At 44.9% G+C, this 21560-nt stretch carries 21 protein-coding genes, 1 tRNA gene and 1 pseudogene; 16 read left to right on the top strand and 7 right to left on the bottom strand.

Features of this window, described 5'->3' with window-relative positions:
* Position 1 precedes the first annotated feature (1 nt).
* A complete protein-coding gene (locus Vsou_RS02005) occupies positions 2-1144 on the bottom strand; it encodes an NAD(P)/FAD-dependent oxidoreductase (RefSeq protein WP_188602658.1) in 1143 nt (380 codons plus the stop codon).
* Positions 1145-1209: 65 nt separating this feature from the next.
* On the opposite strand from Vsou_RS02005, the gene Vsou_RS02010 reads away from it, so the two are divergent.
* Together Vsou_RS02010 and Vsou_RS02015 are read left to right on the top strand one after the other, a co-directional pair.
* The gene (locus tag Vsou_RS02010) at positions 1210-2988 is read left to right on the top strand and encodes a molybdopterin-dependent oxidoreductase (protein WP_188602849.1); all 1779 of its coding nucleotides are present in this window, start codon (positions 1210-1212) and stop codon (positions 2986-2988) included.
* 145 nt (positions 2989-3133) lie between these two features.
* Positions 3134-3535, top strand: coding sequence for a hypothetical protein (locus Vsou_RS02015; protein WP_188602659.1), 402 nt, complete (start codon positions 3134-3136; stop codon positions 3533-3535).
* A gap of 1 nt (position 3536) precedes the next feature.
* Here Vsou_RS02015 and amrS read toward each other — a convergent pair whose 3' ends face one another.
* Positions 3537-4676, bottom strand: coding sequence for an AmmeMemoRadiSam system radical SAM enzyme (gene amrS, locus Vsou_RS02020; protein ID WP_188602660.1), 1140 nt, complete (start codon positions 4674-4676; stop codon positions 3537-3539).
* Between the two features lie 503 nt (positions 4677-5179).
* Here amrS and Vsou_RS02025 point away from each other — a divergent pair.
* Together Vsou_RS02025 and Vsou_RS02030 are read left to right on the top strand one after the other, a co-directional pair.
* Positions 5180-5464: pseudogene (locus Vsou_RS02025) on the top strand (30S ribosomal protein S26e); the annotation flags it as partial.
* Positions 5465-5646: 182 nt separating this feature from the next.
* Positions 5647-6051, top strand: a complete 405-nt coding sequence (locus tag Vsou_RS02030) for an FHA domain-containing protein (protein ID WP_054844264.1) — start codon at positions 5647-5649, stop codon at positions 6049-6051.
* Positions 6052-6093: 42 nt separating this feature from the next.
* On the opposite strand, the gene Vsou_RS02035 is transcribed toward Vsou_RS02030, so the two are convergent.
* Positions 6094-7743, bottom strand: a complete 1650-nt coding sequence (locus tag Vsou_RS02035) for a serine/threonine-protein kinase (RefSeq protein WP_188602662.1) — start codon at positions 7741-7743, stop codon at positions 6094-6096.
* A 50-nt stretch (positions 7744-7793) separates the two neighbouring features.
* Between Vsou_RS02035 and Vsou_RS02040 the strand changes: the two genes are divergently transcribed.
* Positions 7794-8069, top strand: coding sequence for an acylphosphatase (locus Vsou_RS02040; RefSeq protein WP_054844265.1), 276 nt, complete (start codon positions 7794-7796; stop codon positions 8067-8069).
* Here Vsou_RS02040 and Vsou_RS02045 read toward each other — a convergent pair.
* Positions 8044-8526, bottom strand: a complete 483-nt coding sequence (locus tag Vsou_RS02045; RefSeq protein ID WP_188602663.1) for an NUDIX hydrolase — start codon at positions 8524-8526, stop codon at positions 8044-8046. The genes Vsou_RS02040 and Vsou_RS02045 overlap by 26 nt on opposite strands.
* 75 nt (positions 8527-8601) lie before the next feature.
* Between Vsou_RS02045 and Vsou_RS02050 the strand changes: the two genes are divergently transcribed.
* The 8 genes from Vsou_RS02050 to Vsou_RS02085 all read left to right on the top strand — a co-directional run bounded on the left by Vsou_RS02050 (position 8602) and on the right by Vsou_RS02085 (position 13849).
* Positions 8602-8841, top strand: coding sequence for a hypothetical protein (locus Vsou_RS02050; protein WP_054844267.1), 240 nt, complete (start codon positions 8602-8604; stop codon positions 8839-8841).
* A gap of 5 nt (positions 8842-8846) precedes the next feature.
* On the top strand, positions 8847-9125 hold the full coding sequence (locus Vsou_RS02055) for a MoaD/ThiS family protein (RefSeq protein WP_054844268.1): 279 nt from the start codon (positions 8847-8849) through the stop codon (positions 9123-9125).
* A 41-nt stretch (positions 9126-9166) separates the two neighbouring features.
* Positions 9167-9982, top strand: a complete 816-nt coding sequence (locus Vsou_RS02060; protein WP_188602664.1) for a CoA transferase subunit A — start codon at positions 9167-9169, stop codon at positions 9980-9982.
* Positions 9975-10697, top strand: a complete 723-nt coding sequence (locus tag Vsou_RS02065; RefSeq protein WP_188602665.1) for a CoA-transferase — start codon at positions 9975-9977, stop codon at positions 10695-10697. Before Vsou_RS02060 ends, Vsou_RS02065 begins: the two co-directional genes overlap by 8 nt.
* A gap of 195 nt (positions 10698-10892) precedes the next feature.
* Positions 10893-10991: transfer RNA gene (locus Vsou_RS02070), tRNA-Ala, on the top strand.
* 50 nt (positions 10992-11041) lie between these two features.
* Entirely contained in the window at positions 11042-11662 is a 621-nt protein-coding gene (locus tag Vsou_RS02075; RefSeq protein WP_188602666.1) for a hypothetical protein, read from the top strand.
* 140 nt (positions 11663-11802) lie between these two features.
* Positions 11803-12933, top strand: a complete 1131-nt coding sequence (locus tag Vsou_RS02080) for an MFS transporter (protein WP_188602667.1) — start codon at positions 11803-11805, stop codon at positions 12931-12933.
* Between the two features lie 145 nt (positions 12934-13078).
* Positions 13079-13849 carry an ATP/GTP-binding protein gene (locus Vsou_RS02085; RefSeq protein WP_188602668.1) on the top strand — a complete coding sequence of 257 codons (771 nt, stop codon included), beginning with the start codon at positions 13079-13081 and terminating at the stop codon, positions 13847-13849.
* On the opposite strand, the gene Vsou_RS02090 is transcribed toward Vsou_RS02085, so the two are convergent.
* A complete protein-coding gene (locus Vsou_RS02090; RefSeq protein WP_188602669.1) occupies positions 13837-14844 on the bottom strand; it encodes a substrate-binding domain-containing protein in 1008 nt (335 codons plus the stop codon). The genes Vsou_RS02085 and Vsou_RS02090 overlap by 13 nt on opposite strands.
* A 99-nt stretch (positions 14845-14943) precedes the next feature.
* Between Vsou_RS02090 and Vsou_RS02095 the strand changes: the two genes are divergently transcribed.
* Positions 14944-15591, top strand: coding sequence for an HAD family hydrolase (locus tag Vsou_RS02095; protein ID WP_188602670.1), 648 nt, complete (start codon positions 14944-14946; stop codon positions 15589-15591).
* On the opposite strand, the gene Vsou_RS02100 is transcribed toward Vsou_RS02095, so the two are convergent.
* On the bottom strand, positions 15563-17512 hold the full coding sequence (locus tag Vsou_RS02100) for an Ig-like domain repeat protein (protein ID WP_188602671.1): 1950 nt from the start codon (positions 17510-17512) through the stop codon (positions 15563-15565). The genes Vsou_RS02095 and Vsou_RS02100 overlap by 29 nt on opposite strands.
* Before the next feature lie 93 nt (positions 17513-17605).
* On the opposite strand from Vsou_RS02100, the gene Vsou_RS02105 reads away from it, so the two are divergent.
* Positions 17606-18964, top strand: coding sequence for a tRNA (N(6)-L-threonylcarbamoyladenosine(37)-C(2))-methylthiotransferase (locus Vsou_RS02105; protein ID WP_188602672.1), 1359 nt, complete (start codon positions 17606-17608; stop codon positions 18962-18964).
* An 11-nt stretch (positions 18965-18975) separates the two neighbouring features.
* Here the strand turns inward: Vsou_RS02105 and Vsou_RS02110 are convergent, their stop codons facing one another.
* Positions 18976-20136: an ABC transporter permease gene (locus Vsou_RS02110; protein WP_229709723.1), complete on the bottom strand. Its 1161-nt coding sequence runs from the start codon at positions 20134-20136 to the stop codon at positions 18976-18978.
* A 250-nt stretch (positions 20137-20386) separates the two neighbouring features.
* On the opposite strand from Vsou_RS02110, the gene Vsou_RS02115 reads away from it, so the two are divergent.
* A complete protein-coding gene (locus Vsou_RS02115) occupies positions 20387-21559 on the top strand; it encodes an NAD(P)/FAD-dependent oxidoreductase (protein ID WP_188602673.1) in 1173 nt (390 codons plus the stop codon).
* Position 21560 lies beyond the last annotated feature (1 nt).

Here is a 21560-nt window from a genome sequence, read left to right on the forward strand (position 1 = left end):
GTTAAAAGGCGGCCTTTTCCTGCACAGTCCCCTGTATTAACCTCCCCTCCCTAAACCTGCTCAGCCTAAATATGTCCCTGAATGTTCTTACTTTTCCATACTTTATTAATTCTGTGACCATCAAGGCGAAGGCCGGCGCCAACTTAAAGCCATGACCACTCAAACCAACAACGACTATTAAATCCTTAATTGGCTCATCAATTATGGGCATCCAGTCCGGGGTAACGACATCATATAAACCCCTCCAGCCACCCAGGTACTTAGCATTTGTAAACCACGGCATTCTCTTGGCGGCGTTCTCCATCGCGTTAACGGCATAGTCAAACTCTGGCTCGGCTAATGGATTGAAGTCGTCTGGGTCTGGCCAAGCATCCTCGGGTGGGTACAGTAGGCCCATTAAACCATAGCTAGAGCCCTCGGGCCTTATGTAGAAGTTATTCACGTAATCAAATACGTTAGGCAGTGACCTGCCTATTTCGACCCTAATCACCCTCTCAATAATGTTCTTAATCGGCAGGTTCAACTGTGGTAATAGTTTTTGGGTCCAAACGTTGGTTGCAATAACGTAGTGGTTAGCCCTTATAACCTCGCCACTATTAATGAGCCTCACACCAACCACCTCATTACCCTCAAACTTGACCTGAGCCTCATCAATCACAAACTCAACACCCAACTCCCTAGCCCTATTCATTACGGTGTTCGTGTATAGGCCAGTATCAACATAGCCGGCATCCTCCTCATAAATGCCGGCCTCACCCAACGTAACGCTAGCGTTAAGCATTTCACGAATTTCATCACCACCCAATAATCGAACCTTAGCACCAATACTACGTAACATGTCAAAGGTCCTCCTTATGCCAGTCTCATCATTGCTAATAACCAGGAGGCCCGTCTTCGTAAATACACCAGTGCCAAATTCTCTCTCGAAATTCATGAAAAAACCATGACTATAATGCGACATCCGAGCCACATAATCATTGGCATAATAACTCCTAACAAGGCCTAGGGAGTAAGCCGTCATCCCCTGAGCAATCCCACGCTTATCAACCACCAAGACCCTAAAGCCTTCCCGGGCAAGGTAATACGCCGTCGTCGCCCCTGTGGAGCCTGCACCAACCACCACGACGTCGAATGTTTTACCCATGACTAATCCTTACTTATCACTGGGAATCAGTTTATAACTAGTACGTGACTGACCACTTGATTAACATGGTAATTGCATGCACGAGGGACTGCTACGATACATGCATATTCGACGAGAGCTACAGACCGCTTAACATATTCCCAATCAATGGCTTCACATGTGCCAGGGGCAAGGCCGACCTAATTAGGAATGAGAGGAATAGGGTTACTTCGGCTTACATAGATGGTAAGGAGGTTAGCATTGACGAGGCCATTAAATACGTAGCGAAACTGTTCAGGGAGGTCATAAAGAGGGATCCAGCAAGGATACTGCGTACGGATTACGATGGTAACCAATCTTTACTTACGTGGTATTTCCCAGACAGGCTATTTAATGTAATTGGTGCATCACAGACTGACAGGTCCATATGCTCTGCGGAGGGCCATGCAGCCATTAGGGCGCATTACGGCACCAGCATGGGCGCACTACCCGAGGATTTCGTTGAGTATAGGGCTGCCGTGTTCTGGGCGTTCCCGGCTAGTGTGTCGGCGCCGCACATATGGGCTTTATTCATTAAGAAGTTTAAGGTGGCGATTGATGTTAGGTTAAGCGACACGGCTAGGAAGTCGGATAGGGCGATAATAGTTAGGCCTGGCACTGATGTGTTCCTGGCGCTCGGTGTAATTAAGGTCTTGATTGAGGAGGGTCTCGTTGAGGGTAGGGTTAGGCATTTCGAGGATTTGGCGGGTTACGTTGGGAAGTTCTCGCTTGATTACTTATCGAGGATTAGTGGCGTGCCTATTGATGACATTAGGTGGCTCGCCGAGTTTTACCATGATTATAAACCATTAACACTGATTGGCTTTGCCCTTGGTCGTTCATTAAACGGCGGTGATGCCATTGGCATGATTTCACTAATACCGGCCCTAGTCGGTCTTGAGAGGGGTTATTACTACTCGAATTCCCTGGGTTGGGGAATAGACTTTGATTACCTCAGGGGTCTTCACATGGCTAAGTCGCCTAGGGTTATACCCATGGCAGATTTTGGGGATTACATTGAGCGTGGTGAGGTGGATATCGTGTATGCCTGGAATGAGAACCCAGTGGTTACACTGCCAGGTGGTGACAAGTTGATTGAGGCTGTTCGTGAGAGCAGGGCCACATTAATCGTTCATGATCCGTACTGGTCTGAAACAGCTAAGCTGGCTAATGTCGTTATTCCAGCGCCGACATTCCTTGAGAAGTATGACGTGGTTTATGGTTATTGGCATGATTACCTGGTCTATAACGAGCCCATTAAATCACCCAGGGGTATAACGGAGGTTGACCTAGTACGTAGGTTGGCTAAGGAGCTTGGGATTTCCCACCCATTACTTCTTGAGGATCCCTGGGATGCCGTGGATAAGGCCATAAGACCCACCGGCATTACTCTAGGGGAGTTAAGGGATAGGAAAGTCGTTAGGATTAAGCCGAGGTATTTACCCGCAAACGAGCCCGACGCACTTCCACTACCTAATCCCGTGGAACCCAGCGAATTGAGCAGTAACGAGGTTCGCCTAGTATTTACCTCACACCCGCTTTACACTAATACGCAGTTCCGTGAGGTTTACGGTAATTTAGAGTCTGTGGTTTATACTCATGATTATGAGGGTGTTTTTGCCTTAGAGAATGAGTTTGGTGTTGTTAGGGTTAGGGCCGTTAGGGATAGTAATGTGCCTTCTGGTGTGGCGTTGATTTATAAGAGTAGCCTTATTGACCTTGATGGTAAGCCAATAAATGCCCTCACAGGTCGTGTTAAGGGCAGATATGCAGGCACACCGTTGCTAAATGGCGTTAAGGTAAGGATAAAGAAATTATTCCAATAAGTGTTTATGACTATGTGCTATTGATAAGTAATGGCTTTTTTGCTGGTATTCTGTGGTAATTATTTGATATTTATTTTTGATTTGACATATGCATATTGTTATTTTGAGAATTAGGTTTTAAAGGCATACCTACTGATTGATGGAAATGGTCGTCAAACTGGCCAGGGGGTCTACCAGGAACTTGAAGAAGTTCTTAGGTGGATTTAACATAACCGTTGGTAACTGCTTCGATGAGCTTGAGTTCATGTCCATACTAAGGAGTATTAATGCCAGGTATAGTGGTGAGTATTGGTTGTTGGGATGGAAGGAGCATAAGGTTACAGGCTCGTCATCGGCTTTCACGGTCACGATAATTGATGGACACGATAAAGAATATGCCGTTAGTATTTATGTTCGTACCAACACCATTACTGTCACACTCCCTGTTGCGTATCTGGATCTGGCTGACGATACCACGGGTGTGACGATAGCCATTAACGGGGATCTAGCCAGCCTCTCGGGGAGGATCCTATGCATCACTGATATTAAGGTGAGGGAGATACCATAGTTCAATCCTGCTTCCTCACATGCACCCTGCCCCTGAATTCCTCAATCTGCTCCCTGGTTATTCTAACGTACCTAGACAGTAGTTCTATTGGTACGTATGCGAACCTATCACTGGATCTCCACGTAGGCCAAACCCTGCCGCCGATGTTGATCTTGGCGCCGCAGAATTTGCACCTGCCATCCTCGGTTAAATTAACTTCCAATATATCAAACCCCCTCCTTCTAATAACTACCTTGCCGCAGTTGGGGCAGTAAGTATTTTCAAGTCTGTGCCCCGGTACATTACCAATGTACACATACCTAAGTCCCTCCTCCTTAGCCACCTGTGCATGTCTCTCCAGGGTCTCTGTGGGTGTTGGCGGTAGGTAATCAACCCTGTAATCAGGATGAAACCTCAGGAAGTGCATGGGTGTCTCGGGCCCTAGGTTATCCACTACCCACCTGACCAGTTTACGGGCGTGCTCCAGGTTATCACCTATCTCGGGGACCACGAGGTCAGTGATCTCAATGAATATGCCCTTCCTCTTCATATCAAGGAGTGTCTGGAATATGGGTTCGGGGTCGGGAACCAATGAGAATCTCCTCAGGAACTTAGGCTCAGCGTTCCCCTTGAAGTCCACAGTGGCTGCATCGAGGAATTTAGATATGTAATCAACGGCTTCATCAGTCATGTAGCCATTAGTAACGAATGTGTTGAACAACCCCCTCTTCCTGGCTAGGACTCCAACGTCATACGCAAATTCGGCGAAGATCGACGGTTCATTATACGTATATGTGATTCCCTGGGTCCCATAGGTCTCGGCCAATTCCACGATCTTCTCCGGAGTTACCTCGAATCCCTCGAGAATCCTCCTCTGGCTTATGTCGAAGTTCTGGCAGTACTGGCATGCCCAGCTGCAGCCGTATGTGGAGAAGGAGAGGACCATTGAACCTGGGTTGAAGTGGTAAAGTGGCTTCTTCTCTATCGGGTCCACGGCTATTGCCGAGATCTTCCCATAAACCATTAAGTAGAGTTTACCGCCTAGGTTCCACCTAACTCCACAAAATCCATACTGCCCATCAGAAAGTTTACACCTCCTTGCGCATGCCGTGCACTCAATCCTGCCATCAGGCAATGCCTTATATAATATTGTCTCCTTCATTAGGCTTCATAGTTAATCATTAATCTATGATTAAAAACCTTATGAGGCAAGTAAGTTTTTCTTTATTAGTACGTAATTACGAAGGGGACAGAAACAATTTTAGGTATTTTTAAGCCCCCCTTCCACAGCTATTGCAGTCTCAGTTCTATTCTCCTACATACACATTTAATTTCCTGGCATTTCTGAGCGTTGAGTTGTATTAATACGACCACGCCATCCATGCGCCTACTATTAGGTGGTAAGTCATTGTGTCTCTCATGGGCAATCCTTAGGTCTGAGACAAGTCAATAAGCGTATTATTAGCCTTCGCATGACCAAGTGGTTTATGAATGCACAACCTAGAAAAGCCATGCAGTCTCCTCATCCTAACTGTTACCTGGCGGGCCTTGGTTTCCAAGAACCGTGGTAAGGGTGACGGGGCATTGCCGCAATTAACCGGGGTTAAAAACCACCCCCGGACGAACGGTATGTTTTTTAAGTAGCTTGCTATATGGTGCCAAGATATGCCGAAGAAGAGGAAGAACAGGGGACGCCATAAGGGCGATAAGGGCAAGGAGCCGATGGTTTACTGCGATAATTGCGGTAAGCTGGTGCCTAGGTCCAAGGCGGTTAGGGTCACTGTGCCTTACTCACCAGTGCCTGGTGACTTGGCTAGGGAGCTTGAGAAGCAAGGGGCTATTGTGCCTAGGTATTACGTAACCAAGACCTATTGCATAAACTGCGCGATTTACCTGGGTATACTTAAGGTTAGGTCTGAGGATGAGAGGAAGAGGAAGATTGCCTCGGCGAGGCCCCTTGTGCGTAGGGAGACCGTGGCTGCGCCACCAGCAACAAAACCCGCACAGACACAGCCGCCAACACAACCCACGCAACAGGGTAATGAAGGGGCCCAGACAAAATCCTAACTTTAAATCGTAGTGATAACTCTTATATAAGTAACCATGCCTACTAAAGACCTAGTGGTTAAGTAATGGGTACTAGTGAAGAGACGAGAAGGATAGATATACCAACAACTGAGACTATGAGGAGGAGCATTAATAAGCTTGAATTGATTTTCATTGAGAGTCCCAGGGACGTTATGAAGGATTTTAAGGTAATGTTTGATCTATCAATAATTAAGGAGATTACGTTGGGCAGAAGCCCGGAGAATGTCGTTGTGATACCGGATCCCACGGTATCGAGGAAGCACGCGGTGATCACGGTAATCAATAACGAGGAGTTATTACTCAAGGACTTAAATAGTACTAATGGTACTTATGTACTCGATGGTGGTTCATTTAAAAAGATAAGTGAATATAGATTTAGCGATGACATAGTGGTTAGGCTTGGCTATTATACTGTTGTTAAGCTATCCATCATAGGTGAAGGGCAATGAACTCAATAACGGAGAATTAGTCTTAGATGCACAAGTAAGGATTTACATGGCATTACCCAGGAACTTACCTAGGACCGTTAGTATTTCCTCAGTGCTTGATGGTCTCATTGCAGGGTTCACCTCGAGGCCTCTCATCACTAACAAGACTATTTCAAGCGGTATATCAGGCCTATAGTTATTGAGTGGTGGTACCACTACCTGACCGCTACTTAATCTATACATGTGTGGGTTTATTCCAGTCAGCATTTCATAGAATATACAGGAAAGTGAGTATATGTCTGACCTAATGTCGGCGATACCCCTGCTCACCTCAGGAGCTGCGTAGGCTATTGAGAATTGGGATACATAGGACTTACCACTAATCATTATCTTAGCCGCCCCTAAGTCGCCAATCTTAACCACAGACCTATTCTTATCCTTAAATAATATGTTCTCAGGCTTAAGATCAAGGTGTATTATGTTTACCCTATGGAGTTCAGAAAGGGCTAGGGTTATTGAGTAGGCGATCTTCATGAACTCATCTAGATTGAGCGGCCCTCTCTCCCTCATTAGGTCTCTCAATGAGCCACCCTCCATATGCTCCATAACCACGTATGGAGGCTCGTTCAGGTAATCCTCGAGGGATTTATAGGGAAGCCTCTCATCAGGTGGTATATGAACCTCGAATACCTTAACAACGCGCGGGCTCTCAATAAGCAGGTACTCACTCATCTCCTTCTTAAATGATGATAGAACCCTGGGGTCACTCGCCAAGGGGTTGCCTCTTGAATCCTTATCCTTAAGAACCTTTATTGCGTAGACCCTGCCCCTCTCGTCCCTGCCCCTAAGGACGTAACTAAATCCACCGATCGCGATTACCTCATCGATTAGGTACTTACCATCTAACCAAGTGCCTAGCCACGATATTGGCGGCTTTAGCCCCTTAACGAACCTCAACCTAGTGGGTCTTAGGTAGGCTATTATGAAGATCAGTATTAGGGCTGTGAAACTCAGCCAGGTGAAATTAATGGATGGGTATACGCCATAGAATATGGCTAATGCAATCAAGATTGAGGAGACATATCCAGGAACCCTCCTCATCATGGGCATTGCGGATACCACACTGGGCAGCAATGCCATGTATACGTAAGGCTCATTTAGAAACACCAGGAATACAGCCAATGGTATGGTCAACGAAATGCCTAGGTATGTCATTACTGAGTCAAGACGGTCTTCCGGGAAGTCAACTCTGTACATGAGGATTGCATGTCTTATTGTTATTACGAAGGTGGAGAAAAAGATGAGAAGGGAATTAATCAATAGATAGAGACCAGTTGGTGCTGGGTTCAGATAACCCCTGTAGAACAGGTATAATACGTAAACGGTCATTAGCGCAATTAAAACTCTAAAGTCAGCAACCCTCAGCGCCAGTATTAGTACCACAATCCCCATGAATATGGCTAATGCGTCATAAAAACTCGCCGTAGTCATGAGAAAAATTACGGATAATGCTATTATGATTTCCGAAACCAAGGGCACCAAGAACCAATTATTCTTTAGTGGAAACTTCCTAAATAATTCATAGAACAGTACAAAAAGTGCGATAGCAATCAATACGCGTGGGATGCTGGCGCCAACCAAAAACAATAGGCTTATGAATAGTACCATTCCCGGCAACACCTTAATCACCTTATCAATACTGGTAACCAACACGTTAGGTACCCCTTTAAAGACCCAATTTTAAAACGTTATTGACCAGCACTATGAAGAGGGTCCACGTACTAATCAAGGGCATGGTACAAGGAGTGGGCTTTAGATCGTTCGTAAGGAGAAACGCCAGAAACCTCGGAGTTAAGGGCTTCGTTAGGAATTTACCTGATGGCTTCACAGTGGAGGTCGTAGCCGAGGGTGATGATGACTCCATTGAACAGTTAATAGGGATAATACGCAAAGGCCCACCAGGCGCCATCGTTGAGGACATGGAGGTCGAGTATGAGGAGCCTAAGAACGAGTTTAATGACTTTGAGATCCTTTATTAACGTACTTAATAAAACCACCACCACACGGTTTAAGCCCTGAATCCAGTAGGTCCATTATTAGTTGCCTTACGGTGTCCGTTAAATCAAGGCTCAAGGCCTCCCTTAAACCAATAAATCTTAATTCTAAGGCATCACTTGACGCCCTAGGTTCTCCACCAACGGGCTCCACTAAATAGTCAAGGATCAGGAAGTGATGCTTGACTCTGCATTCATTGTCCCTCTCCACGTATTGGTAAACACCGAAAAGGCCAATTACCTTACCGATGATGCCAGTCTCTTCCTGCAATTCCCTCAGTGATGCGCGGTCTGGGTCTTCACCTGGTTCAACCATTCCACCCGGTATTGACCACTTGCCCCTGTTGGGCTCCGCGCCTCTTTTTATCAGCAGGATCTTATCATCCTTGATGTCTATAGCGCCGACACCAACCAGGGGATATCTTGGATACTCTCTTCCCATTTAGTGACTTAGCATTGTTCCGCTAATTAAGTTTAGTGTTAATACTTAATAAGGCTGTAACTGCTTGGTGAGTTAATGGAGTGTAATAATGATAAGGTTAGGAGTGTGGTTGATGGTTTATCCGACAAGGAACCACTGGAGGCTTATCAAACACTGCTTGAGGAGAATTGCTTTGGCAGGAGTATGATATATGACTTGGGTGGAAGATACATTGTTTATATGAAGGATGAGGAAAATGCGTGCATTGAGGAAACAAACTCAATAGATCGGGCGAGGGAACTGGCAAAGGCATTTGTTGATTCGGTTTGTATCTGATAACCATGAAGGTGAGGGTAGTACTATCGGCAAACCTGCATGAGCTCGCTAGCTCCGTAAGCCTAGTTGTTCAGGTGCCGAATGAATATACGGTCAGGGACCTAATAATAAAGCTTGGCGAACTAAACCCTGAAATACCAAAGATCCTACTTAGAGGTGGTGAACTTAGTGAGAGTTACATAGTTATTGTGAATGGCAGGGACATACATTGGTTGAAGGGTTTACTTACTAACCTTAATGATGGCGATGAGGTATTAATTGCGCCTAAGGCGTTCATATCATAAAACTTAATACCTCTGTTATTACTACTATTCTGTGAACACACATGGCCAAAAGCAAGCTAATGAAGATTGATGAGGCGCTGGACTTGATTAATAATGATGATGAAATAGCGATTGGTGGCATGTCCCTCCACAGGAACCCCATGGCGATCGCGGTGGCCATAGCTAAATCGAACAAGAATGACCTAACGTTAGTGGACAGGGAACCTGGCCTAGCCTTTGACTTGTTAACAGTTTCAGGAAGGGTCAGGAGGATTAGGGCGGCAATGGTGACCTTCGAACACTTCGGCATTGCGCCTGGGTTCAGAAGGATGGTGGAAAGCGGCGAGGTGGAGTTCATAGAGGACGTCTGTGAGGGCGTTATGGCTGGGCTCCGTGCTGGGGCTTACGGTCTCCCCTTCATGCCATCAGCAATAGCCCTAGATAGCGACTTGGTTCTATTAAATGTTAAGAGGGGTATTTGGAGGGTGATTAGGGATCCATTTAATGATCAGGATTTAGTTGTAGTCAAGGCCATAAGGCCTGACGTAGCCTTAGTACATGTACATAGGGCTGATGAGAGAGGTGATTTTGAACTCTATGGCCCTAAGTACGAGGACTTACTTAAAATACAGGCTGCCAGGAGAGTGATAATTACGGCTGAGGAGGTAGTCAATGAGGATTACTTCCGGGAACATCCAGAGCGTTTAGCATTGCCTGGCTTCCTGGTGACGGCAGTAGTGCATTCACCAAAGGGTGCATGGCCGACATCAATGTACGGTTATTATAGGGCTGATTATGATGTCATTAAGAAGTACTTTGATAGTGTTAAGGCTGGATTAAGCGTTGAGAAGGTGCTTGAGGTGTTTGCCTATGGCTGACATGGATAACGTTATTAAGTGCATGGCAACGCAATTAAGAAATGGCGATATTACCTATACGGGACTTGCATCGGTCCCTGCCATATTAGCCATTGAGTTGGCTAGGTATTGGGGACTGAATACTTGGTTCATAAACGTGGCGGAGATATACGAGCCCAAGGACATAGTAATAACGCCATCATCAGGGGACCCATACTCATTTATTGATGGTAAGGGCTTCTTCGTAAGCCTAGACGCGTTCGACTTGGCTAGGCGTGGTCAGCTTGATGTCATGTTCTTTTCGGCGGCTCAGCTCGATCGTAGAGGCAACATGAACTTATCAGTAATTGGTAGTTATGAAAGGCCCAGGGTTCGATTACCAGGCGGCGCAGCCGCGGCTTACCTGTATAGGAGGGCTCGCAGGGTGGTGATGTGGCTTAGGGAGCACTCGAGGAGGACACTTGTTGAAAGGGTTGACTTCATTACGGCCCCTGGTCCCACAAAGCAAGGCCCGACCCTAATTGTATGTACGCCAAAGGCAATGTTTGTGTTTGACCGTGACTCGGGAGAGTTAATGCTGACTGGCTTATTCCCAAGTGTTAGTGTTGATGATGTCATTAATAATATGGCCTTTAGACCAAGGATTAAGGAACCACTGAGTGTCCTTGAACCTGTGACTAATGAGGAGCTTCAATTCCTAAATAAACTAGACCCAGCCAGTGTCAGGTACTCGTGAACCCAATATCGCCTCTCATCATTATTACCCAACCAACCCCAAGGCGTGCCCATGGCAATTAAGCCAAGCGGAAAGGCAGCAAACAATCATTGCGATAGGTAGGATTTGACTAATAAACCACGTACCGTCAAAATGCACAGAGGTAATCAAAAACCTGCGAAAAGCTTAAATTCCCAATAATCCGTTCCTTTCCTTGGGCCGGTAGTCTAGCCTGGAAGGATGCCCGCTTGGCATGCGGGAGATCCCGGTCGCGGGTCAACCGCGGGGAAAGTTCAAGTCCCGGCCGGTCCACCACTTTCTCATGTGAGTTAGTTTTTTGTTTACCTATTGTCTTTTGTGTCTTGATGCTTCCTTGGTTGTTGGGCATTGGTTTCGGTATGCTGGGTGTTTCCCGGTTTATTATAGAGTATGCATCTGCATTCAGAGTTAGTGCCAGTTATAGATCGTCGTATGTTAGGGAGAGACTGAATTACTTAGTGCCATTATACCTCATCGGTGCCGTTGCAGTGTTCTTGACGTTGGTTTCATGGACTGGTCCTTGGTATAGGGTTTACGTGTCCTATGTCGTGGCGCTTGGGCTCACAGTTGGCGGCAGGGTATTCCTTAGTAGGGCTAGTAGGGGTTTCGTTAGGGTTCTTGATGTTTATGACCTTGACCTTGATTTACCCATGGTTTCCATGGCAGTATCATTAATACCAGTGAACGCTGTGTTCAATGTTGTTATTATTAATCTGATATCGAGTTTCACATTGTTTTTGGAAACCGTGGTAATGTATGTTAGGGCCAGCAGGAAATTATTCGATGTAGGCCGTATCAACGCCTTAATCTACTCATTGCCTCTGTTGGTTATTGCCCTGTATGCACTATATGAATCAGTTGCATCATTGGTAGTATTCATGATTGCATTATTCATTCTGGCGCTATTCATTATCAATCTAATGTACTTAATCCTCAGGGGTACCTAATGAAAGCCTTTTTATTTCCCACAAATCTATGTTTGCCTTGAGTGATGATTACTGGACCAGGGCGAGTGTTGATGAGCGGGGAAACCCGTCTGATTCTAGGTTATGTTTTTTATATTGTTTAATCCTTATTATTTATTTAGATGGATAATAATAAATTGAAAAATTACGTAATAATCCAAAACCTGGCCAATGGCCTTGTTTCACCTTTCATGAGCTTTTTAGCGGCAATTATCGGTGTGCCCAGTATTGGTATTAGCCTGGTTTCATCAGCCTCATCCTTCTTCAGCGGCATTGTTCAATTACCATTAAGGAGGAATAGGCATGTTGGGTATTTGCTTAGGTTGTCAACTATGTTGCTGGCTACTCTGTGGCTTACAATGGCATTTATCGCATATGGAAATCCAGTGTTGTACCTAGTAACGTACATACTCATAGCTGGTGTCAGTGGCGTTAATTCCTTTGCCTGGTCCCTAATAATGGAGAGGCTTAGTCGGGGTAGTCGTGGTAGGGTATTGGCAACCTACGCCTTCTATGGATCAATAGGTGGTCTGTTGGCCACGTTGATGACCGGCATGTTAGTCGGTGATAATTACGTGGTAATGCACTACGTGTTTATTGGAAGTGCTGTTCTTAATTTTGCGAATACGATCAATATATGGTATATTAAGCACATGGATCCTGATTCGCAAGTCATTGATGGAGTAATAATGATGCTTAGGAATAACAGGAGGTTAACGAGGTTTCTCTTGGTTAATACTCTATTTGCTATCGTATGGAGCTTTGCATGGCCGCTTTTTCCGTTGGCGCAGGTCTATCTTCTCAACATGAATGTTGAGCAATTAGCCATTGTTAATATTATTAGTGGTTCATCGACACTCATCCTCCAGAGACTCGTGGGCAGGTGGTTTGATAGAGACAGGAGGTTAATAATGTTCCTAGGTAGGCTTTTGCTTGTGACTTTTCCGTTATCGTATGCCCTGGCGAATAGTGTGTATGTGATTTACCTGGCAAATATTATAGCTGGTTTTACGAATTCTGCATCTAACATTGCGTACATGTCATTTGTCTATGATAATTCCAGGGATAGGAAAACGGCCATTGGACTTTATAACTTGTTTTATGGCATTGGTACTTTGATCGGTTCGTTAGTGAGTGGTGCCCTGATAACATTGATCATTAACTACGCAGGTCTGAGGAATGGCATTAGGTACATGTTGCTTGGTGATGCGGCGGCTAGGGCAGTTGTTGCCACCTTATACACAAGTGTTTAAGTCCGTCCCTGTATGTCGCAGTTGTAGCTGCGGTCCTCGGTACCGTCCTCACTTCCCCCGTCTCATTGATCTGCGATCATTGATACTGCGTGCCTAGTGGTGGTTCGGAAGTTTTTTATTAAGGTTGTTTTATTTACCGTAAGTAATGTTTACAGTTTTCATAGTTGGTACCGCGGGGTCTGGGAAGACGACGCTCGTTAGTGCATTTGCTGAGTGGCTTGAGAATAATCAGTATGATGTTGCCCTTGTTAATCTCGATCCTGCCGTGGAGTACGTGCCCTATGTGCCTGATATAGACATTAGGGATGTGGTTTCAGCCAGGGAGTTAATGAGGAAGTATAAGCTTGGTCCTAATGGTTCAATAATAGCGGCGATTGATATGTTAGCTGTCAGAGCTCAAGAGATAAAGAGTCAGATTATGGATATTGGTGCTAATTACGTCTTGATAGACACGCCAGGACAGATGGAGCTCTTTGCCTTTAGAAGTGTCGGATCAGTGCTTATTAATAGACTTAGTGTGGATAGATCCGCCGCTGTCTTCGTGATAGATGCCACACAGGCCCAGACACCGAGTGGTTACGTATCGTCAATGCTCTTGGCATTATCAACACAGTTCAGGTTCAATTTGTCCCAAGTAAATGTGTTGAATAAGATTGACCTGCTTGATAAGCCTGTGATTGATGAGATACTCGAGTGGAGTGAGGAGACTGATTTACTCAAGGAGGCGTTGCTTTCGGACCAAGTTAATAAGTTGGAGGCCGACCTAAGCGTTAGGTTGTCTGATGTGTTAACTGCCGTAGGCACACTGTCTAGGCCGATACCAATAAGTGCAAGGACCGGTGAAGGCCTTGATGCATTGTATAGAGTGCTTCACAATATCTACGTTGGCGGCAGTGACTATGATTACCTTGAGTAAATCTCACCAGTGTTCCTAAGCATCACGTAACCTGGCCTTGGCCCTACATGGCTTATTCTACGAAGAAATTCCTTGACGGTAGGCTTATCAATGCTCGCCCTAGCTATTACTATGTCGAATTCCTCAAGGGTCAGTGGCCTTATTGTGAGCCCCATACTGAGTGCCTGTCCTGCTATGGCTACTCCATAATCAGCGAGTCCTCTGGCAACCTTTTCAGTGACCTCTATGTGCGTCTTTACCGCATCATTGTAGCCCTTTATCAGCTTCCTTAATTCATCAATACTATACCCAGTATTCCTGGCAATACCATTAAGTAGTAATTCTATCGCAAGCCTAGTGCCCGAACCTGGGTTTCTATTAATCATCCTGAGACCCAATATATCTGTTAGGTCGCCGATGCTTAAGTATGGCCTATGCACAATACCCAGCAGCCTTAGGTAGCCCCTAAGCAGTACCGTTTCATCCCAGGCACCCAGCATTTCCATGAATGGCGCATTATACTCACCACTAGCTGGGTCGATTAGGTGAATACCGGCAATATCCGCGAGGCCATTCATGACCATGTTTAATCCACCCATTGAACCAACCCAATGCGCATCAATGCAATACCCCTCGTTTCTCATTTCGTTTATTACATCCCTAACTATACAGTCGTCACTTCCAGCATAAACAGTATCGCATACAGTACCGTCGGGATTCCATGAATACCGTCTCCTTATTGCCCTATATGTACCTATTAATTCTGTTCCTTCAGCGGTCAATGCCATCCCTCCCCTATGGCCCCTCCTTGGGTTAACGACCTTGACCTCTAGGCCATTTTCGAGTTTATTAATCAACTCCCACGCCCTTGAATAAGGTAGTCCAAGATCCCTCACGACGGATAATAAGGATCCCCTCTTCTCGAGGGCCTCGAGAAGCTTCGCAGTTATATCATCCATCAGCACCCTTCCATCCTTCTCAAGCACTACCTCGATCCTGTACTTAGGCTTGCCCACTGTTTATTAGGAATGATTTATTCCTTAATAAGACTTTATTTCCACGTAACTCAATAGAATGGTTTATTAATGAGCTAAGGCCATAGAGTATTCTTCACTATGGTGATCAAGGCCATTGTACTGGACCTAGATATGACACTCGTGAATACACTACCCAAATTCCTGGTTCTATTGAGGGAGTGCGCGGCTAAGTATGGTAAGAACCTAAGTGGGGATATCAATGAATTACTTAGTATTTACTACAGGGATCCATCATTAAGTGAGTTACTTGGTGATTTATCACGAAATTTTTGGTTCTGGCACGACTGTTGGCTTCAGTACTCAACCAGAAAGGATTACGGGAAAGTATTTCCCGGAGTCCTTGGTTCCCTGAGACTTCTTCGTAGTATGGGCAAGAGATTGCTCATAGCCACTGGAAGGGAACTGGAGTGTTGGCGTATGCAGGATGAGTTGAGGTACTACGGGTTCACGGAGTTAATAGATGGCTGTGTGTCTCTTGGTGATTTAGGCCCAGGGCATAACAAGTATGATTTGGTGAAGAAGGCTGTTGAAATGCTTAGGTTATTACCTAACGTTGTTGCTTACGTGACTGACCATCCCAGGGACATCGTGGTGGTTAATGGTTTAGGTACAATAAACATAGGAGTCGCCACTTGGGTTAAGGAGTTCCCAGCCACTAGGTACGTGATAGGTAGCGTGGCCGAGTTACCCCACCTTATTACTGCGCTTGATGGAGCCTTTTATTGACCATAATACCCGTGACGGCGCCAATCGCCATTGGTGCAAGGTATGCAAGTAACATGTACCAAGGTATTCCCAGTAGGCCTGGCATAACTACTACGTAGTAGGGCCCGTAGGTACTTGGCTTCACGTATTCATTACCTGGATAATAAATAAGGACCCTGTAATTACCCGGTGCATTGAATGGTATTGAACCCCTTATGTAATTACCCGTGATGGGTATTTCATAGGTACTAATGGTTTTATTACTGCTACTTATGGTTATCGTTATGTTTCCATTAACGTAATTAATCGGTATATCCGTCGTAAGACTTATACTAAACAGGACATGACCACCAGCGGCAATCAGGTTATTGCTCTCATTTACAGAGAGGCTTAAGGATGCTCTTCCTATGCTTAGACTTTTTGTTGCGCTGCATGATTGGTAATTAATGTTTCCGGGCCATGAAACAGTTATTGTGTAATTACCCGGTGTTTCTGGTGTGAATGTATATTCGCTCATGCCGCTTGTATTTACGTAGATCGCCCCGCTCATTGGGATGCCGCTGCTTGGCGTTACTTGAATATTTAATTGCGTATTTATGATTGCTGGGTTCATGTAACTTATTACCGTAATTTCATGCAGGACCTCTGGGGTTCCATTAACCGCAATCGACAAAGAGCAAGGTGCCTTTTTAACGGTTAGCGTGAGGTTTGTGGAACTCGGTAGGTAGTTTGGGGAGTTTACGTAGTAGATCAGTATTAGGTATGTGCTTGCCTGTGGTGGTATCCATGTAGCATTAACACTGCCATTTACGGGTGTGTAACTGCCTATTACCGATGAGGAGCCGTTAATCACATAACTTATGGTTAGTGTGCCTCCGGAGATTGGCGGTGATAACTTTACGTATATGCTCACGGCGTTTCCATAGGTAATGTTTGTGTTATTTACGTAGGCTATTATGTAGACTGTGCCCGGTAATACAAAGAATGTGTAATTCGCAGAGGCCTCTTGGAAGTAGGTAGTGTTTGTGAATAAAACTGTTAATGTATGGTAGCCAATACCGTAATTCACAGGTAGTATGTATTGAGTGGTTCCCTGACTATTCGTTGTTACGGTAGTCACATAATTATTATCAACATACACACTCAACTGTTGGTTCTGTAGTGGACCTACTGGCGTTGATACCTGGATTGATATTGGCAGGTAATTACCGTAATTAACCTTGTTGGATTGGGCGCTTAGCACTATTGTTACTGGTGTTGGTATTACTGTAAATGTTAGGGTTTCATTGGCGGTCCAACTATAACCTCCAGCATCCGTATAGCTTATCCTGAAGCTAAGCGCTGCTGTATTCAGCGTGTATGGTCCAGGCGTCACGGTGACGCTCGTGTTTGATGGAGGTTTTATAGTGAAGACGCCGGTACTCACTGTAGCATTGGTTCCGGACACGGCAATTAATGCCGAGGTTATTGGTATGGGGCTTGTGCTTACCACCCTGATTGTCACTATCTGTGGTACACCACTGTATAGCGTACTGGACACGGCACTAATACTTATACTTGGGATCACTGAGTACACCGTGAAGTAATAACTCACGGAATAACCCAGCGATCCTAACACCAGTGTTGCATTGTAATTGCCCTGCCCAAGGCCAGGTGCTGTTATACTAAGCGTATTGTTCCCGGGTTGTAGCTCAACTATGCCTTGCGTGCTTTTGCGCCCTATGCTTAGTGCATATGTTATGTTTATTGGCGTAGGTAGGTTATTGTTTATGTCTATTGATATTGTACTATTTATACCGACGCCGGTGTATATCTGCGTATTATTACTTATAGTTTCTGGGTATGTTCCGTAATACCACGTGGCACTGGTTACAGTAAATGGTGTTGGTGGATCCGCAAGCATCATCAATATTGTGTGCATTATTAAGAGGGTTATCATCATTGTTGGTTAATGAGCGAGTTAACTCATTTAAAAGCACTGCTAACACGCAACTAGACTTATAAGGGTTGCAGTATTTTCTAACTCGACGATGGTATGGATAATAAGTTCACTGTGGTGACATTTGGTTGCTGGTTGAATAAGGCGGATAGTGACCTAGTGATCACCAAGCTTAAGTTGTTGGGTTGGGAATACGTTGAGGACATTGATTCGGCAGACACTATTGTCATAAATACTTGCGCCGTTAGGGAAGAGGCGGAGAGGAATGAATTGAAGCTTTTGGCAGAATTGAGCAAGAAATACCCAAGCAAGAGGATTATCGTTACTGGCTGCCTAACGAGGGTTAGACCAGCGGCGATAAGGGAGTCCTCGCCCAATGCAGTGATTGTCACATCACATGGTGTGGAATCCATAGATGAGATAGTGGGGGGTGGTGATAATGTGTATGTTTACGATGATAGGCCCATGAAGTACCTGCCCAACTATTATCCCGAGCTTCACGGACATAGGTATGTTGTACCAATACAGGTTGGTTGCCTGGGTAATTGTAGCTTCTGCGTTACTAAGATTGGCAGGATGGGCTTCGGCAAGGTGAGAAGTTATGATAAGCATGACTTAATTAATGCCATAAAGAGGGCCGTTAACAGTGGTGCACGGGAGGTGTACTTAACCGGGCAGGAAATCAGTGCGTATGGTCGTGACAAGGGTTATGACTTGGTTGATCTACTTGAGGAGTTATTGAGGGAGATTGATGGTAGGTTCATGGTTAGGTTGGGCATGATGGAGCCCCTTGAGCTAAGTCGCATACTCGATGGATTACTTGACATAGTGAAGTCCGATTGGCGTGTGTATAGGTTCTTCCATATTCCCGTGCAGAGCGGTAGTGACCGTATACTAACCCTTATGAAAAGGAAGTACTCAGCCAGTTTCTTTAGGGATATTGTGACGAGGATTAGGAGGGTTTTTCCCGATGCCACGATAGTCACCGACGTCATTGTTGGCTTTCCCGGTGAAACCGATGATGATTTCTGGGCCAGTGTGAGACTAATTGAGGAGTTGGGCATTGACAAGGTTAACCTGGCCAGGTATAGCCGTAGACCCTTCACTGAGGCAGCGTATATGGAGCAAGTGCCTGAGCAGGTTAAGAAGGAGAGGAGTAAGGTAGCTACGGAGATCTTTAGCAAAGTGTCGCTGGAAAGGAATAAACCGTTTATTGGTAGGGAGATGTGGGGTATTGCCAGTGAGGTGGATTTTAGGGGCGAGAATTACATTGTTCGTTCTTATAACTATAAACCCATAGCCGTGAAAAGAGTGGACATCGGCGCATTCGTAAAGGCTAGGATTATAGATGCAACGCCCCATAGGTTAATTGGCGAACTCCTGGCGTCTGAGGAATTGGGCATTAGGTATAGGGTTGATTTCAGGATCTCCGAAGGCCTTGACTTAATGTCTTAATAATGCAGCGCTTATTCAATTCTCAGGACTTCCATGGGTCTAATTCTCGTTATTGATATTAGTGATGGTACTGAGGCTACTATTGATGTCGCCACAGCAATCAACAGCGAGTATAGATATAATGTGGGTAGTAGTATTACGGGTATTATTATTGGTACATTGATCTTGATCATTATGTACCTAGCTAAGTACGCACCCCCTATCCCGAGGACTATACCCAGAGCTGAACCCACTATGCTCATGATAATTACCTCAAGGAGGAATATGATGATAACTTGCCTATTGGAGGCGCCTAATGCCTTGAGTATGCCTATTTCCCTGGTCCTTTCTCTAACATTCATAATAGCCGTATTTGCAACGCTAAGCCCGGTGACTATTAGGCTCAGTGCTATTATTACTACGAAGAATAGGTTGACCATTGATAATGCATTAGAGATTGAACCAAGCACTGAACTCTGTTCATAAACATCTGCATTCGGAAAATACTCACTCAGAGCAGTGGCCAGTTGATTAAGGTAGGTTGGGTTCTCTTGAGACAGTTTTATGAATATTGCATTAATGAACCCCGCATCACCTAGGTCGTCCTGTAACGTGCCTATTGTTGTCACAATCATGTTTAGATGAAAACCAAGGAAACCCCCCAATATACTACTGAAGGTCCCAGTCACCTTAAGTGGGATGATCTGAGTACTTCCTTGAACCCCCGTGAGTACCTGCGCGTATATAGTGTCACCAATACTCACGTTACCCTCGGAAGCCAGGGTGTCCTGTATTATTGCCTCTCCATCACTTGCTGGCATGGAACCGTTTTCCATATGCACCTCGAAATAAGAGAAGTACTGACTTGGTATGCCTATTAGGGTAACAGCTTGCCCATTAACCTGCACTGTACCCAGTATTATTGCGGGGACTACGTATGAAACATGTGGTAGTCTCGCAATTACCTGGGCTACCTCCTCAGGTATTGAAACACTTTGTGAGTATACCATGAGGTCTGTGGGCAGTATATTCTCAACCTCACTGGTTATTGCGACCTTGAATCCGTAGGTCATTGTCTCTAGGGTTACCATTAACGCCACGCTATAGACTATTGCCAGCATCGTCAGTATAACCCTCGTTCTTCTGCTCCCAAGATTTCTCATTGACATTGTAAATAACGTCCTTAAACTCATGAGATTCATTAATGTAACCCTATGTACTTAAAAACGCTTCTAACAAAACGTAATCAGACTTCACCTCCTTCCTCATTATTCAGTACTCGGTTTGTTGATCCGTCATCATATCTAAACTATAAATTGGTAATTAATGGGTTTTTAAGTTCTTAATTTCTGAAATTGTATGAATACAATTGAATACGATACTATAATTACTTATAATCTAATTAATAATAATATTTAAATAGCAGTATTAATCTATGACCACGTGCCAAAGAAAATCCTCATTTTAGGCGGCGGTGTTGGTGGTGTTGTTGCTGCAAAGAAAATGGCAGAGAGATTGAGGGGCAGAGTCGATGCAGAAATAACAATAATAAATGACACTGATTACTACCTATTACCACCATTGCTAGTTAACATAGCATTAGGCGACATGGAACCCAGGCAAGCCCAATTGCCCTTATCAATGCTCGAAAAGAGGGGTGTTAAGTATGTTAAGGCTAAGATAACGAAGATAGACCCCGACAATAGGGTCGTGGAGACGGACCAAGGCAAGTTTAATTATGATTACTTATTGGCGAGTCTAGGTGTTGAGAATGACTTCCAGTCCTATAACCTAGGCGTTGGTTACCACAACTATACACTTGATGGTGCATTAAAACTTAAAGAGGCGCTAAGATCCTTTACCGGTGGAAAGGTTGTTTTATTGGCCCCTGAGCCGATATATAGGTGTGGTGTCTATCCCTTTGAATTTGCTTGCCAATTAGATACTTTGTTTAGGAAGAGGGGTATTAGAGATAGAACAAGTATAACGCTGCTCTACCCATTTAATAAGCCCTTAGAACCTCTAGGTCCTGAAGCCGTTAAAATATCTGAGGGTATTGCTGCTAAGAAGGGTGTGGAATGTGTAAGTGGTGTTAAGCCACCAATTACTATTGATGATAAGGAAAGAGTCGTTACGCTTTCTAATGGTGAAAAATATAAGTATGACCTATTAATTGTGACGCCACCAGCAAGGTTGCCTAAGCCCTTCGAAGGTACGCCATTAGTTGCCGAAATCCCTACTGGGAAATGGACCGCAATAAGTGTATATACGGGTAGGAGTCTTAAGTATGATGATGTGTACTTACCTGGAGAGCACTCAATGCCATATGTAGGTCTTCCAACAGCAGGCGTTCCCGTGCACTTCACTGCACTGGCCAGTGCGGCATCCATTACTGGCGAATTACTCGGTCAACCAGTTGATCCTGCTCAAATAAATGCAATGACATGCGCCTTGGATTATGGCGATGTTGGAATGATGTTTAACTGTGACATAAAGCTTGACCTATCAAGCAATAAGGCTGCATGGATGGGTAGTTGTTATAGTATATTAACGTCACCATTAGGTAGGTTGATTAAGGATCTATTTTATAAATCCTGGTTGGCAACAACAATGTGAG

The sequence above is a fragment of the Vulcanisaeta souniana JCM 11219 genome (genome assembly GCF_026000775.1).
GTDB lineage: Archaea > Thermoproteota > Thermoprotei > Thermoproteales > Thermocladiaceae > Vulcanisaeta > Vulcanisaeta souniana.